Annotated in this window: 12 protein-coding genes; 5 read left to right on the top strand and 7 right to left on the bottom strand. The window is 73.0% G+C overall.

The genetic code is table 11. The features are described 5' to 3' along the window. Window positions 1-159: 159 nt before the first annotated feature. Both afsK and ABFX81_RS24745 read left to right on the top strand, forming a co-directional pair. The gene (afsK, locus tag ABFX81_RS24750; RefSeq protein ID WP_346138676.1) at window positions 160-2541 is read left to right on the top strand and encodes a protein serine/threonine kinase AfsK; all 2382 of its coding nucleotides are present in this window, start codon (window positions 160-162) and stop codon (window positions 2539-2541) included. Between the two features lie 95 nt (window positions 2542-2636). Next, window positions 2637-3230 carry a hypothetical protein gene (locus ABFX81_RS24745; protein ID WP_346138675.1) on the top strand — a complete coding sequence of 198 codons (594 nt, stop codon included), beginning with the start codon at window positions 2637-2639 and terminating at the stop codon, window positions 3228-3230. Between the two features lie 32 nt (window positions 3231-3262). Here the strand turns inward: ABFX81_RS24745 and ABFX81_RS24740 are convergent, their stop codons facing one another. The 4 genes from ABFX81_RS24740 to ABFX81_RS24725 form a co-directional block, all read right to left on the bottom strand. Next, window positions 3263-4213, bottom strand: a complete 951-nt coding sequence (locus tag ABFX81_RS24740) for an alpha/beta fold hydrolase (RefSeq protein ID WP_346138753.1) — start codon at window positions 4211-4213, stop codon at window positions 3263-3265. Window positions 4214-4295: 82 nt separating this feature from the next. Continuing rightward, a complete protein-coding gene (locus tag ABFX81_RS24735) occupies window positions 4296-5069 on the bottom strand; it encodes an enoyl-CoA hydratase-related protein (protein WP_086846425.1) in 774 nt (257 codons plus the stop codon). Then, window positions 5066-5479 carry a Zn-ribbon domain-containing OB-fold protein gene (locus tag ABFX81_RS24730; RefSeq protein ID WP_346138674.1) on the bottom strand — a complete coding sequence of 138 codons (414 nt, stop codon included), beginning with the start codon at window positions 5477-5479 and terminating at the stop codon, window positions 5066-5068. Before ABFX81_RS24730 ends, ABFX81_RS24735 begins: the two co-directional genes overlap by 4 nt. 1 nt (window position 5480) lies before the next feature. After that, complete coding sequence (locus tag ABFX81_RS24725) at window positions 5481-6641, bottom strand: lipid-transfer protein (protein WP_346138673.1); 1161 nt, start codon at window positions 6639-6641, stop codon at window positions 5481-5483. Window positions 6642-6737: 96 nt separating this feature from the next. Here ABFX81_RS24725 and ABFX81_RS24720 point away from each other — a divergent pair, with 96 nt between their 5' ends. Next, entirely contained in the window at window positions 6738-8348 is a 1611-nt protein-coding gene (locus ABFX81_RS24720; RefSeq protein WP_086850169.1) for a FadD3 family acyl-CoA ligase, read from the top strand. Here the strand turns inward: ABFX81_RS24720 and ABFX81_RS24715 are convergent. Continuing rightward, window positions 8338-9264 (bottom strand): SMP-30/gluconolactonase/LRE family protein, encoded by a 927-nt coding sequence (locus ABFX81_RS24715; RefSeq protein ID WP_086850171.1) that lies wholly within the window; start codon window positions 9262-9264, stop codon window positions 8338-8340. The two genes, ABFX81_RS24720 and ABFX81_RS24715, sit on opposite strands and share 11 nt — an antisense overlap. Window positions 9265-9379: 115 nt before the next feature. Between ABFX81_RS24715 and ABFX81_RS24710 the strand changes: the two genes are divergently transcribed. Beyond that, entirely contained in the window at window positions 9380-9646 is a 267-nt protein-coding gene (locus ABFX81_RS24710) for a hypothetical protein (protein ID WP_086850172.1), read from the top strand. Continuing rightward, the gene (locus ABFX81_RS24705) at window positions 9646-10041 is read left to right on the top strand and encodes a hypothetical protein (RefSeq protein WP_086850174.1); all 396 of its coding nucleotides are present in this window, start codon (window positions 9646-9648) and stop codon (window positions 10039-10041) included. The genes ABFX81_RS24710 and ABFX81_RS24705 overlap by 1 nt, the downstream gene beginning before the upstream one ends. Window positions 10042-10149: 108 nt before the next feature. Here ABFX81_RS24705 and ABFX81_RS24700 read toward each other — a convergent pair whose 3' ends face one another. After that, window positions 10150-10335 carry a hypothetical protein gene (locus tag ABFX81_RS24700; protein WP_086850175.1) on the bottom strand — a complete coding sequence of 62 codons (186 nt, stop codon included), beginning with the start codon at window positions 10333-10335 and terminating at the stop codon, window positions 10150-10152. Between the two features lie 219 nt (window positions 10336-10554). Further along, the gene (afsR, locus tag ABFX81_RS24695; RefSeq protein ID WP_086850177.1) at window positions 10555-13566 is read right to left on the bottom strand and encodes an SARP-family global regulator AfsR; all 3012 of its coding nucleotides are present in this window, start codon (window positions 13564-13566) and stop codon (window positions 10555-10557) included. Window positions 13567-13714: the final 148 nt, after the last annotated feature.

Raw genomic sequence — 13714 nt, 5'->3', positions numbered from 1 at the left:
TGTACCGAGACACCCCAATTGTCACCGGGTTCGCAACCACGGCTCCGGCCAGGAAGAATCGGGGTGCGTGCCGCCATGGCGGTGCGGTGGTGAGACGCTGCACGGGGTCGCGTGGAACATGTGGCTTGGCGCGGCTCGTACGGGGAGGTGGCAGGCAGAGTGGTGGATCAGCTGACGCAGCACGATCCGCGGCGGATCGGGCCGTTCGAGGTGCTGGGACGGCTGGGTGCCGGCGGCATGGGGCTGGTCTATCTCGCGCGCTCGGCGTCCGGCCGGCGCGTGGCGATCAAGACCGTCCGGACGGAGCTGGCCGAGGACCAGCTGTTCCGGGTCCGCTTCACGCGTGAGGTGGAGGCGGCGCGCGCCGTCTCCGGCTTCTACACGGCCGCGGTCGTGGACGCCGACCCGCGCGCCGCCGTGCCGTGGCTGGCCACCGCGTACGTTCCCGCGCCCTCCCTCGAAGAAATAGTGAACGACTGCGGGCCGCTCCCGGCCCAGGCGGTGCGCTGGCTGGCGGCGGGCGTGGCCGAGGCGCTCCAGTCCATCCACGGTGCCGGGCTGGTGCACCGGGACCTCAAGCCGTCGAACGTCCTCGTCGTCGAGGACGGCCCCCGGGTGATCGACTTCGGTATCGCGTCAGGCGTTTCGAACACACGTTTGACGATGACGAACGTCGCCGTCGGCACACCCGCCTACATGTCCCCCGAGCAGGCGAAGGACTCCCGCAGCGTCACGGGCGCGAGCGACGTCTTCTCCCTGGGCTCCATGCTGGTCTTCGCCGCGACCGGACACCCGCCCTTCCACGGCGCCAACCCGGTCGAGACCGTCTTCATGCTGCTGCGCGAGGGCCCGGACCTGGAGGGCCTCCCGGACGAGCTGCGTCCGCTCATCGAGTCCTGTATGCAGATGGACCCGACGGCCCGCCCCAACCCGGCCGACCTCCAGGCCCAGCTGGCCCCCCACCTCTTCGGCTCGGGCTCCGACGACAGCGGCACGGCCTCCGCGTGGCTGCCCGAGCGGGCGGTGAGCCTGATCGAGACCCGCCGCAACGGCCGCCCGGCCGGCAAGCCCGCCCCCGTCGGCGCCGGCCGCAGCGGCGGCGGACGCCCCGCCCCGGGACCCGCCCCCATCCCGCCCCCGCCCTCGCACGACCCCGTCGTACCGTCGCCCGCACCCGCGCCTGTCGGCGGACCCGACACCGGCCCCGTCCGGCTGGCCGGCGCCCAGGTGCCCATCGGCCCGGGCCCGCGCGTCGCCGACGTCCGTGCCGCCGCCGTCAAGGCACCCCCTCCGGAGGCCGCCCTCGCCGCCTCCTGGTCCAAGCCCCGCCCCGGCGTCAACGGCGCGGACCCCGCCGTGGGCCCTGCCGTCACCGCGCCCCCGGCCCCGGCCGCGCCGCCCGAGCAGGCGAGCGGCTGGCGGCCCTGGCGCTTCCGCATGTCGAACGACGTCTGGGGCACCCCCTCCGTCGACGGCGACCTCGTCTACGTCACCTCCTTCGAGGTGCACGCGCTGGACGTGGCCACCGGCCGCCGCCGCTTCAAGACCCGGGACGTCGCCTGGTCCATGGCGGTCGCGGACGGCCGCATCCACGCCTCCGACGGGCCCACGCTGTTCGCCCTCGACGCCCGCGAGGGCGCCGACCTGTGGCGCCTCCAGACGGACGCCTGGGTCTACTCCCTCAAGGCCGGCCGCGGCACGGTCGTCACCGGCACCCGGGGCGGCGGCGTCCAGGGCTGGGAGGCCTCGAACGGCCAGAAGCTCTGGGAGGTCACCGGCTGCCAGAGCGACTTCGAGTCCCCCGAGGCCGGACCCGCCCTGCACGACGGCACGGTCTACGTGTGGCAGGACGCCCGGCTGCGCGCCCTGGACGCCCGCACCGGCGACGAGCGCTGGTCGTACCCCATCGGCGACGCGGCCTCCTGCGGCGGCGTCCCGGTCCGGATCGCCCAGGCGACCGACGGCTACGTCTACGTCTGCGCCGGCACCCGCGTCCTCGCCCTCGACGTGGCCGCCGGGCACGTCAAGTGGCACTTCGAGGCCCCGGCCGCGTTCCTCTCCCCGCCCACCTTCGTCCCCGGCCCGGCCGTCACCGGCGGGGGCATCTACCTGGCCGACTACCTCGGCACGGTCTACGCCCTCGACGCCACCGACGGCCGCGACCGCTGGCGCATCGCCACCGAGTCCCGGGCGTCCGTCGACCCCGTCCTGGTCGCCGCCGGCCACGTCCACGTCGGCAGCGGCAAGGGCCTCTACACCCTCGACTCGGTCACCGGCACACCCAAGTGGCGCTTCCAGGCGGGCGGCGACATCGTGGGCGCCCCCTCGGTGGCCGAGGGCCGTATCCACTTCGGCTCCACCGACCACCTGCTCTACACCCTGAAGGCCGACGACGGCCGGCTCCGCTGGAAGCTCGCCACCGGCGGCGAGATCACCGGCTCCCCGGTCGTCCGGGACGGAGTGGTGTACGCGTGCAGCAAGGACCGCTGCGTGTACGCCCTGGACGCGGAGAAGGGCACGGGCACGGCGCGCACCGCGTGACGCGCCCGGGACGGCCGCGTGCCCGATGGCTTCGGGCACGCGCCGGTCGCCTCGCGGTGACATGACCGTGACAGGTGATCACTAGGCTGTCCGCCATGCGGATACGGGGGCGCGGGCTCAGGTTCACAGCGGTGTCGGTCCTGGTGGTACTGGCACTGACCGGCTTCTCGACGGGCCGGGGCCGCGGCGGCAGCCACGGCGGTGGCGGGGGAGGGGGCAGGTGCAGCAGCTCCAGCCAGGACCACGACAGTTCGAGGTCGTCGACGTCGGGCGGCGGTTCGTACGGCTCGGGCGGCTCGGGCGGTTCCTACGGTTCCGATGACGACGATGACCACGGAACCAGCGGCGGCGGCTCGTACAACCGCAGGCCGCACTACGGCTCCACGCCGACGTCCTCGTCCGGCTCCGGCAAGGCCCTGCGGGACGGCACGGCGAAGCTGGTGACCTGCGCGACCCCCGCCTCCCCCCACGCGACCGTCGAGGTCGGCAACCCCAACGGCCGCAAGGCCACGTTCTCCGTCTCGGTGACCTTCGAGGACGCCCGGGGCATCACCGTCGTCGACCGCTACGCGGACGTCACGGTCCCCGCCCAGGGCAAGGCGACCGTCGAGGTCGAGGTGGGCGCCCCGGGCCTGGTGGACTCGGTCGACCACTGCGAGGTCGACCGCCAGGCCCTCGTCGACGACTGAGACGACTGAACGGGGCCGGGACTGCCGGCACTTCAGTCGCGCAGCTCCGTCAGGAAGTCGAGCAGCGCCTCGTTCACCTCGGCCGGCCGCTCCTGCTGCGTCCAGTGGCCGCAGCCCGGCAGCACGAGCGGCTTCCGGCGCAGGTTCGGCATCAACTCGGGGAGCGTCTCGATCAGTTCGGGCGTGCCGGGGAAGGCCGGGACCAGGTCCCGGTCGCCGTACACGTACAGCGCGGGCGCGGACACGACCGCTCCCTGCCAGGGGGCGGTCAGCTCCCAGTTGCGGTCCAGGTTGCGGTACCAGTTGAGCGCGCCGGTGAAGCCCCGCGCGTAGCTGTCGGTGAGGGCGTCGAGGTCCTCCTCGGTCAGCCAGCCGGGCAGCACCTCGGGGTCGGGCGCGTCCGCCAGCCAACCGCGCTCCGGGTCGACCAGGGCCTGCTCGGGGCGTCCGGCGCCCGGGGCGTCACCGGAGGCGGAGTACAGCAGCTTGCGCAGGGCGGCGCGGGTGTCGGCGGTGAACTCGGCCTCGGCGACCCCGGGCTGCTCGAAGTAGTTCCAGTAGAAGCGCCCCTCGAACCGCTCCCGCATCGTCTGGAGCGGCGGCTGCCCGCCACGGAACGGCGGCGGCACGCTCAGCCCCGCCACCCCGCGCACCACGTCCGGCCGCAGCAGCGCGGTGTGCCAGGCCACCGGCGCTCCCCAGTCGTGCCCGACGACGAACGCCCGCTCCTCGCCCAGCGCGTGGACCAGCCCGACCACGTCTCCCACCAGGTGGAGGATGCTGTACGCCTCGACGTCCTCGGGGTGATCGCTGCGCCCGTATCCGCGCTGGTCGGGCGCGACCACCCGGAAACCGGCCTCGGCCAGCGGCCCGAACTGGTGCCGCCAGGAGTGCCAGGACTCCGGGAACCCGTGCAGCAGCACCACGAGCGGGCCCTCGCCCTGCTCCGCGATGTGCAGCCGTATGCCGTTCACGTCGATCATCCGATGCTCAACCACCCGTCGAGCATACGTGTGTACGGGTAAACGATTTTCTGCCGCAACCGGTACGTCCGTGCAACCGGCGTCAACGCAACCGGTACTCCCGCCGCCGTCCCGAGAACAGCCGGGCCTGCTCCTCACCCGCCGTGTTCCCGAGCGCGATCAGGTGCGGCGCCTGTGCGACGCCCCGGGACCGCCCCGCCTCACTCGCGGCCCACAGCGCCCGCACGGTCCCCTGCACGGCCTCGGTCGGATACCCGGCGATCACGGCGGCGCACGCGCGCGCAGTTCTCAACGCCTCGCCCTCGGCGACGAGTTCCGACACCAGTCCGACCTCGTACGCCCGCCGCGCGGAGATCCGCTCCGCCGTCCCCATCAACGCCATCCGCGCGACCTCCCCGTACGGCATGCGCTGCGCCATGAGGACGGACTCGTAGGCGCTGACCATGCCGTAGGTGGTGTGCGGGTCGAAGAAGGCGGCGGTGGTGTCGGCGACCACGAACTCCGCCTCCCCGAGCAGGTAGAAGGCACCCCCGCAGGCCATCCCGCGCACGGCGGCGACGACCGGCTTCCACAGGTCGTTCGCCTTGGGCCCGATGCCGAGCAGCGGATCGTCCTGCGCGTACGGCGAGCTCGGCTGCGGCACGACGGCGTCCCGGTCGATGCCCGTACAGAAGGCACGCTCACCGGCGCCGGTGAGGACGACGGCCCGCACGGAGTCGTCGAACCGCAACTCCCGCCACGTCCGGGCGAGTTCTCCGGCCATCTCCAGATCGACGGCGTTGAGCCGGTCCGGCCGGTTCAGGGTGACGACCGCGACCCCGCTCTCCTCGTCGGCACTCACCAGCACACTGCTCATGACCGCTCCGGAACCCACCGGGGAAGCCCGTCGTCGAAGACGGCCCGCACCCGGGCGCCGATCCGGAGACGGTCCGTGGCCAGGGAGTTGACCGGGTCGCCGGGCCCGGCGACGAGGTTGCCGACGAGCCGGATGCGCGGCGCCTCGTCGAGCTCGACGACGACCACGTTGTACGGCGCCAGTTCGGCATAGCCGGGCAGCAGCGGCGGGTGCGGAACGACGTACGACCAGACGCGGCCCCGGCCGGACACCCGGCGCCACTCGGCCTCGAAGGACTGGCAGTGCGGGCAGCAGGGCCGGGGCGGGAAGCGGAGTTCACCGCAGCCGGCGCAGGCCTGGACGCGGAGCTCACCCCGGGCGGCGTACTCCCAGAAGGGGGCGCCGTCGGTGTCGGTGACGGGACGCAGCATCTCAACTCCTCAGCAGAAGGGCGGAGGTGGGCACTCCTTCACCCGCCGTGACCAGGCAGGCCGACGCGCCCGGCACCTGCGCGGTGCTGGTCCCGCGCAACTGCTTCACCCCTTCGTTGACGAGGTTGAAGCCGTGCACATAGGCCTCGGACAGCCCGCCCCCGCCGGTGTTCACGGGCAGCGTCCCGCCGATCTCCAGCGCCCCGCCCTCGGTGAACGCCCCGCCCTCGCCCCGCCCGCAGAAGCCGTAGCCCTCCAGGGACAGCAGGACCAGGGGCGTGAAGGCGTCGTAGATCTGGGCGACGTCCACGTCCTGGGGCGTCAGGTCGGAGTGCTTCCACAGGTGCCGGGCGGCGGTCCAGGCCGGTCCGGTGAGGGGGTCGTCGTTCCAGTAGTTGACCATGCCGTGGTGCTGGGCGGGGAGCGACTGGGCGGCGGAATGGACGTAGACGGGTTTCCGGCGGCAGTCCCGGGCACGCTCGGCGGAGACGACGACACAGGCCAGCGCCCCGTCCGTCTCCAGGCAGTTGTCGAAAAGGCACAGGGGCTCGCTGATCCAGCGGGACGTCATGTACATCTCGCGGGTGAGGGGCCGGTCGTACATGATCGCGGCGGGGTTCTGGTTGGCGCGGTTCCGGCAGGCCAGGGCGACGTTGAACAGGTGATCGCGGGTGGCCCCGTACTCGTGCAGGTAGCGGCGGGCGAGCATGGCGATCTCGTCGACCGGCCTGAGCAGCCCGAACGGCCGGGTCCACTGGGCCGGTGTCGGCAGCTGGACGGCGGTGCTGGTCCACGGCCGGGGGCCGCTGCCCCGCTTGCGCGAGCGCCAGGCGACGCCGACGTCGGCCTGCCCGGTGGCGACGGCGGCGGCGAGATGGGCGACGGTGGCACACGAACCGCCGCCTCCGTAGCCGACCTTGCTGAAGAAGGTGAGGTCCCCGAAGCCGCAGGCCTTCGCCAGCTCGACCTCGTCCGTCTCCTCCATCGTGTAGGAGGCGAGGGCGTCGACCTCGCCTGGCGCGATCCCGGCGTCGTCGAGGGCGGCCAGGACGGCACGGCAGGCGAGGGTGCGCTCGTCCTCGGGGAGCCGCTTGGCGAAGGGTGTCTGGCCTATGCCGACGATGGCGGTGGCGTCCTTGAGGCCGCCCGATCCTGCTGGCATGCTGCCGCACCTCCGGGGCCGAACGGTCGCTGACAGGTCGTCAGGTTACCGATAATCTGACGGTCAGTCAGCTCCTATGCCTTCGGGAGGCGCGCTGTGCGAGCGGATACGGAGTGGGGAAGCATCCCGGGCCTGGTGCGGACGGCGGCCGAGCGGTACGCGGACGCCGAGGCGGTCGTCGAGGGCCGCACCCGGATCACCTACGCGGAGCTGGGCGCCCGCGTGGAGCGCGCGGCGGCGGCCTGCCTGGCGCACGGCACCCGGCCGGGCGACCGGGTCGGCATCTGGGCGCCGAACACCCTCGACTGGATCGTCAGCGCCCTGGGCGCGGTCTCGGCGGGTGCGGTGCTCGTGCCGTTGAACACCCGGTTCAAGGGCGCGGAGGCGGCGGACGTCCTGCGCCGCAGCGGGGCGCGGCTGCTGTTCGTGACGGGCACGTTCCTCGGCACGTCGTACGTGGCGTCGCTGCGCAGAGCGGCGGGGCAGGGCCCCGGCTCCGGACCACTGCCTGGTCTGCCGGCCCTGGAGCAGGTGGTGGTCCTCTCGGAGGACGCCCCGGCGGACTTCCTCACCTGGAAGGACTTCCTGGCGAGCGGAGAGGCGGTCGGGACGGCACAGGTGCGGGCGAGGGCGGACGCGGTCGACGGCTTGGGGCCCTCGGACCTCATCTTCACCTCAGGCACGACGGGCCGCCCGAAGGGCGCCGTCATCACCCATGCGCAGACGCTTCGGGCGTACGACATCTGGAGCGAGCTGGCGGGCCTGACCCGGGGCGACCGCTACCTCATCGTCAACCCGTTCTTCCACACCTTCGGCTACAAGGCCGGGGTGATCGCCTGCCTGACGCGGGGCGCGACGATGATCCCCCAGCCGGTGTTCAACGTGACCACGGTCCTGGCCAACATCGCGGCGGAACGGGTCTCCGTGCTGCCCGGCCCGCCGACCCTCCTCCAGGCCCTCCTGGACCACCCGGCGCGGGACGCGCACGACCTGTCGGCACTGCGTCTGGTGGTGACGGGAGCGGCGGTGGTGCCGCTGAGACTCGTCGAGCGGCTGCGCGGGGAACTCGGCGTCGGCACGGTCCTGACGGCCTACGGCCTCTCCGAAGCAGGCGGCGTCGTCACGATGTGCCGGCGCGGCGACGACCCGACGGTGATCGCCTCGACGTCGGGCCGCGCGATCCCCGGCACGGAGGTACGGGTCGTGAACTCCCGGGGCGAGCCCCTGGAGCCCGGCACCCCCGGCGAGGTCCTGGTCCGCGGCTTCAACGTCATGACCGGCTACTACGAGGACGAGGCGGCCACCGCCGAGGTGCTGTCGGAGGACGGCTGGCTGCGCACGGGCGACGTCGGCGTCCTGGACGCCGCGGGCAACCTGCGCATCACCGACCGCCTCAAGGACATGTTCATCGTCGGCGGCTTCAACGCCTACCCCGCGGAGATAGAGCAACTCCTGGGCCTGCACCCGGACGTGGCGGACGTCGCGGTGATCGGCGTCCCCGACGCCCGGCTGGGCGAGGTCGGCAGGGCGTACGTCGTCCGGCGGCCGGGCGCTCTCGTGACGGCGGACGACCTGATCGCCTGGTCCCGCAGGGAGATGGCCAACTACAAGGTCCCGAGGACGGTGGAGTTCGTGGCGGAGCTGCCCCGCAACGCGAGCGGAAAGGTCGTCAAGGGAGCGCTGCGCGAGGGCCTCCTCAGCGGCTGACCGACGGCAGCGGCGGGGTCCCGGTGACGGACATGACGAGGGAGTAGAGGGTGCTGTCGGCGGCGATGAACATCCGGTTGCGCCGGGCGCCGCCGAACCGGATGTTGGCGACGGTGCCGGGCACCAGGACGCGGCCGAGGAGCGTGCCGTCGGGGTCGTAACAGTGCACACCGCCGTGCAGGGCGGCGGCCCACAGACGTCCCGCGTCGTCGAACCGGATGTTGTCGAAGTTGCCGCTGCGGCACTCGGCGAAGACGTCGCCGCCGGACAGCGTGCCGTTCGGCCGGACGTCGAAGACACGGATGTGGTTGGCCAGGCTGTCCGACACGTACAGCTTGCGCTCGTCGGGGGAGAACACCAGCCCGTTCGGACCCTGGAACCCCTCGGCGGCCACGCGCACCTCGCCGCTGCCGGGGTCCACCCGGTACACGTTCCGGGCGCCGATCTCGCTCTCCGCGCGGTGCCCCTCGTAGTCGGTCGCGATCCCGAACTCGGGATCGGAGAACCACACCGACCCGTCGGACCTGACGACGGCGTCGTTCGGGCTGTTGAGCCGCTTCCCCCGGAACCGCTCGGCGATCACGGTGACCGAGCCGTCGTGCTCGGTCCGGGTCACCCGCCGGTTGCCCTGCTCGCAGGTGATGAGCCGGCCCTGGCCGTCCAGGGTGTTGCCGTTGGGATACCCGGCGGGCGAGCGGAACACCCCGACGGACCCGGTGGTCTCGTCCCACCGCAGCAGCCGGTCGTTCGGGATGTCGCTCCACAGCAGATACCGCCCGGCCGGCACGTACACCGGCCCCTCGGCCCACCGGCACCCGTCGAACAACGTCTCCAGCCGCGAGTCCCCTGCCTGGCACCGGCCGGTGCGGAAGCGCTCGTCGAGGGTCTCGTACGTCTGCGGTTGCTCACCGGGCATGGGACCGCCTTCGGGGTCGGGCCGATCGTGATCGTTCCGGACCTACTATCGCGCGCCCGGAGCGGCGGCGCACGCCACCGGGCCGAGCCCCTCCGACCCCGGCATGGTGAACGGTATGGCAACGAAGAAGTACACCGTGACCCTCCCGGAGGAGCTCGCCGAGGAGATCCGGCAGGAGGTCGGGTCCGGCGGCTTCAGTGCCTATGTCACGCGGGCCATCCAGCGTCAGCGGGAGCAGGACCGGCTCGGTGAGCTGGTGGCGTGGCTGGAGGGGGAGCACGGCCCCGTCACCGACGACGAGCTGGCGTCGGCCGAAGCCGAGCGCGAAGAGTTGGAGAGCCACTTCGCGGAGCAGGGTGAGCAGCACCGGAAGGCGAGTTGATGCGGCCGTCCTGCTATGTGCTGGACTGCGAGGCGCTGTCGCGCGCCGTGCTGGGTGACCGGGCGATGCTCGCGCGGCTGAAGGACGCCCATCGCTCCGGCATCCGCGTCGTGACCAGCTCCATGACGCTGATCGAGGCGTATCAGGGTCGGGTACAGCGTGCCGCCTGGGCGTGGGCGATGTCGTGTGTCGTGGTGGAGCCCGTGACGCGGGAGGTCGCCGACGCGGCCGTCGTCCTGCTCCAGGACACGGGCCTGCACGGCCACAAGTACGCCATCGACGCGGCCCTGGCCGTCATCGCGGGCCGGCAGCCCGGAGGCGTGATGCTCTTCACGTCCGACGAGAACGACATGGGCAAGCTCTGCGGGCCGGGTGTCAAGGTCGCTCCGTTGTAGCGAACGCCCCCGCTTCCGGACACACTTCGGCCGCGACGGCTCCCCCTCCGCGCCGCCGCGGCCGATCCCCGTGTGGAGATGGCTTGCTTCCCCCATCTGTGCGGTCGCCTACTTGGTCGGCTTGAAGGGCTCCGACGTGGCGTGCAGGTCCTTGGTCTCCAGCGGCTCACCGGTGGCGTGCAGGTCCTGCGTCTTCACGGCGCCCTCTTCCGTGGCGTGCAGGTCCTCCGTCGAGGCCTCGCCGTCCGTGCCGCCCGTGGCGTGCAGGTCCTGCGGCTTGAGCTCGTCGCCCATGATCGTCAACTCCCCTTGGCATGGATCAAGCAGTGAGGTCGGCGGACCCGCCCGGTCACTCCCCCGAGGGTGACCGGGCGGGCCCGCCCGGGCCGCTCACCCTAGTTCGGCGGTGCGCGGCCCTGCGCAGTGACCCGTCTGCCCCCCGACGCGACGGATCGACTGCTTCAAGCATGGCGCGGAGCGATAAACGAATGATGAACGCGGGCGCGCCAGGCCTCAGGCCGCCCGTGCCGGGGACAGCAGCGCCCGCACCTCGGCGGCCTCGGGCGAGCCCAGCTCCTCGTAGATCGCCGCCGCTTCCTGCCAGCACACCTGGGCCCGGCCGGTCTGTCCTATGCCGCTGAGCGCGCGGCCGAGGACGGTGAGGACGTTGCCCCGCCGCCAGTCCCCGCCGATGCCGCGCAGCACGGTGAGCGCCATCTCGGCGTTGGCGGCGGCCTGTGCGGGGCGCCGGGCGGCGAGATCCACCTCGGCCAACCGGAACAGGCTCATGCCCTCCCAGAGGCGCTGCCTGCTGTCGCGGAACACCTCCAGTGCCTCCTGGAGCCGGCCGGCCGCGTCGCCCAGCTCGCCGCTCTGCGTGAGGGCGAGGCCGAGGGCGTAGCGGGCGTTCGCCCCGCGCATGGAGTTTCCCATGGCGTCGTAGATGTCGATGCCCTGCTGGGCCAGCGCGACGGCGCTCTGGGTGCGCCCGGTCGCGAGGTGGATCCGGGACAGGTTGCAGAGCGCGGAGGCCTCGCCGGGGCGGTTGCCCAGGGCCCGGAAGTGCTCGATGGCCCGGGAGAGGTGTTCCTCGCCGTCCTCATGCCGGTTCTGGTAGAGCGCGATGATGCCGCGCGCGTTGCGGGCCCAGCAGACGGGAAGCAGGTCGTCGGCCTCCTGAGCGAGGACGATGACCCGTTTTGCCTCCTGGTCGGCCCGCTCGAAGCGGCCGCCGACGTGGTGGACGTTGACGAGCGTCGTGAGCGCCCGGGCCTCCGAGCGTGCGAGGCCGAACTGCCGTGCCGCTTCCAGGAGTGTCTGGGCCGTCGCCTCGTACTCCCTGGAGTTGGCTCCCGACTCGGAGAGGTCGTGCGCGGCCCACAGCAGGTCGATCGCCCGGGGGAGGGTGTCCGGATGTCCGGCGGACTGCCGCACGCACGCGAGGAGGCAGATGGCCTCCGCGTACAGCCAGTCCTGCGCCGTGTGCCGGTTCTCGAACCGCAGTCCCGGATACGAGGTCGGCTCCAGATGGTCCACCAGCCCGTCACCGGGCCGCTCGATCGCGTACACCCCCGCCGCGGACGCCAGATAGAAGTCCAGCAGCCGCGACAGCGCCGCCCCCCGCTCGCCCGGCGGCTGCTCGTCCCTTTCCGCACAGGCACGCGCGTAGAGCCGTACCAGATCGTGGAAGCGGTAGCGGCCGGGAGCGGCCGACTCGAGCAGCGAGGTGTCCACCAGGGATTCCAGGAGGTCCTCGGTGTCCTCCACGGGCAGGTCGAGGATCGCCGCCGCGGCCGGGAGGGAGATGTCCGGGCCGTCGGCCAGGCCCAGCAGGCGGAAGGCGCGGGCCTGGGCGGGCTCCAGCTGTCCGTAGCCCAGTTCGAAGGTGGCCTTCACCGCCAGGTCTCCGGCCTGGAGTTCGTCCAGGCGACGGCGCTCGTCGGCGAGCTTCGCCGCGAGGACCGACACCGTCCAGGTACGGCGGGCCGCCAGGCGGGAGGCCGCGATGCGGATCGCCAACGGCAGGAAGCCGCAGGCCGCGACCACGTCCAGGGCGGCCTTCCGCTCGGACGCCACCCGCTCCTCGCCCACGATCTTCGTGAACAGCGCCAGGGCCTCGTCCGGCGCCATCACGTCCAGGTCGATCAGGTGGGCCCCCGCCAGGTCCACCATCCGCACCCGGGAGGTGACCAGCGCGGCGCAGCCGTCCGTGCCGGGCAGCAGGGGGCGTATCTGGGCGGCGTCGCGGGCGTTGTCCAGCAGGACCAGGACGCGGCGGCCGGCCAGGACCGAGCGGTACAGCGCCGCGCGTTCCTCCAGGGAGTCGGGGATCGCCGTGTCGGCCGTGCCGAGGGCGCGCAGGAACGAGCCCAGGACCGTCTCCGGCTCCGCCGCCCGGGCGCCCGCGCCCTGGAGGTCGACGTACAGCTGCCCGTCCGGGAACGCCCCGCGCGCCTGGTGGGCCACGTGCACCGCGAGGGTCGTCTTGCCCACGCCGCCGATGCCGGCCAGGGCCGATACCGCCATGACCCGGTTCCCGGCCGCGGCCAGGATGTCGCCGAGCTCGCGGACGAAGCCGGAGCGTCCGGTGAAGTCCGGCACCGTAGCCGGCAGCTGCGCCGGGCGGACCGGGACCGAGGCGGGCTCGGGGGCCGGGGAGGAGGGCTCCGCGAGCCCCGGGTCGGCCTGGAGGATCCGCTGTTGCAGCTCGCTGAGGCCGGGGCGCGGGTCCACGCCCAGTTCGTCGGCGAGCAGGCGCCGGGTGTCGGCGTACACCGCGAGGGCCTCGGCCTGGCGGCCGCTGCGGTACAGCGCCAGCATGAGCAGTTCGCGCAGCCGCTCGCGGAGCGGATGGGCCGCGGTGAGGGCGGTGAGTTCCGAGACCGCCTCCGCGTGGCAGCCCTGCTCCAGGTCCATGTCCAGCCGGGATTCGACGAGCTGGAGCCGCCACTCCTCCAGGCGGACGCGCTGCGCCTCCGCGTACGGGCCCGGTACGCCGGCCAGCGTCTCCCCGTCCCACAGGGCGAGGGCGCGCCGCAGCACCTCACGGGCGTGGCAGAGGTCGCCGGCCGACCGCGCCTTCTCCGCCTCGGTCGCCAGGTCCTGGGCGACGGCGAGGTCCAGGGCGCCGTCGCCCAGTCCCCGTATCGCGTAGCCGCCGGATTCGCTGACCAGGACGCCGGGGTCCAGCACCTTGCGCAGACGGGAGGCGTACGTCCGCAGCGCCGCCAGGGCCTGTGAGGGCGGTTCCTCGCCCCACAGGGCGTCGATCAGCTCCGCGGCCGTGGCCGTACGGCCCTCGCGCAGCAGCAGGGCGGCCAGCAGGGCGCGCTGCTGGGGAGAACCGGTGGTGAGGGGCTCGTCGCCACGCCAGGCGCGCACCGGTCCGAGCACACTGAAACGCAGCGCCGCCCGCTCTGTCGATCCCCCCGTCTCCGCCGACTCCGCCGACCTCGGCGGCTCGGCCGAGGAGTCGGAACGCCGCTGCTCCGGTACGCGCGGTACACCGTCCGGTACACCGTCCATGCAGTCCCCCTAGACATCCTGAGCAACCACGCCAGTTTGCCTTGTGCACGGCGGATACGTCAGCCGTGGGAGACACCGATCACAGGGCGACGCACGGGAGTCCACAAGGTCCGCACACTCTCTCCGCACCTGCCCGTCCCTGCCCGGC

Source organism: Streptomyces coeruleofuscus (assembly GCF_039532725.1).
Lineage (GTDB): Bacteria > Actinomycetota > Actinomycetes > Streptomycetales > Streptomycetaceae > Streptomyces > Streptomyces coeruleofuscus.
This window is presented reverse-complemented; position numbering and strand designations above follow the sequence as displayed.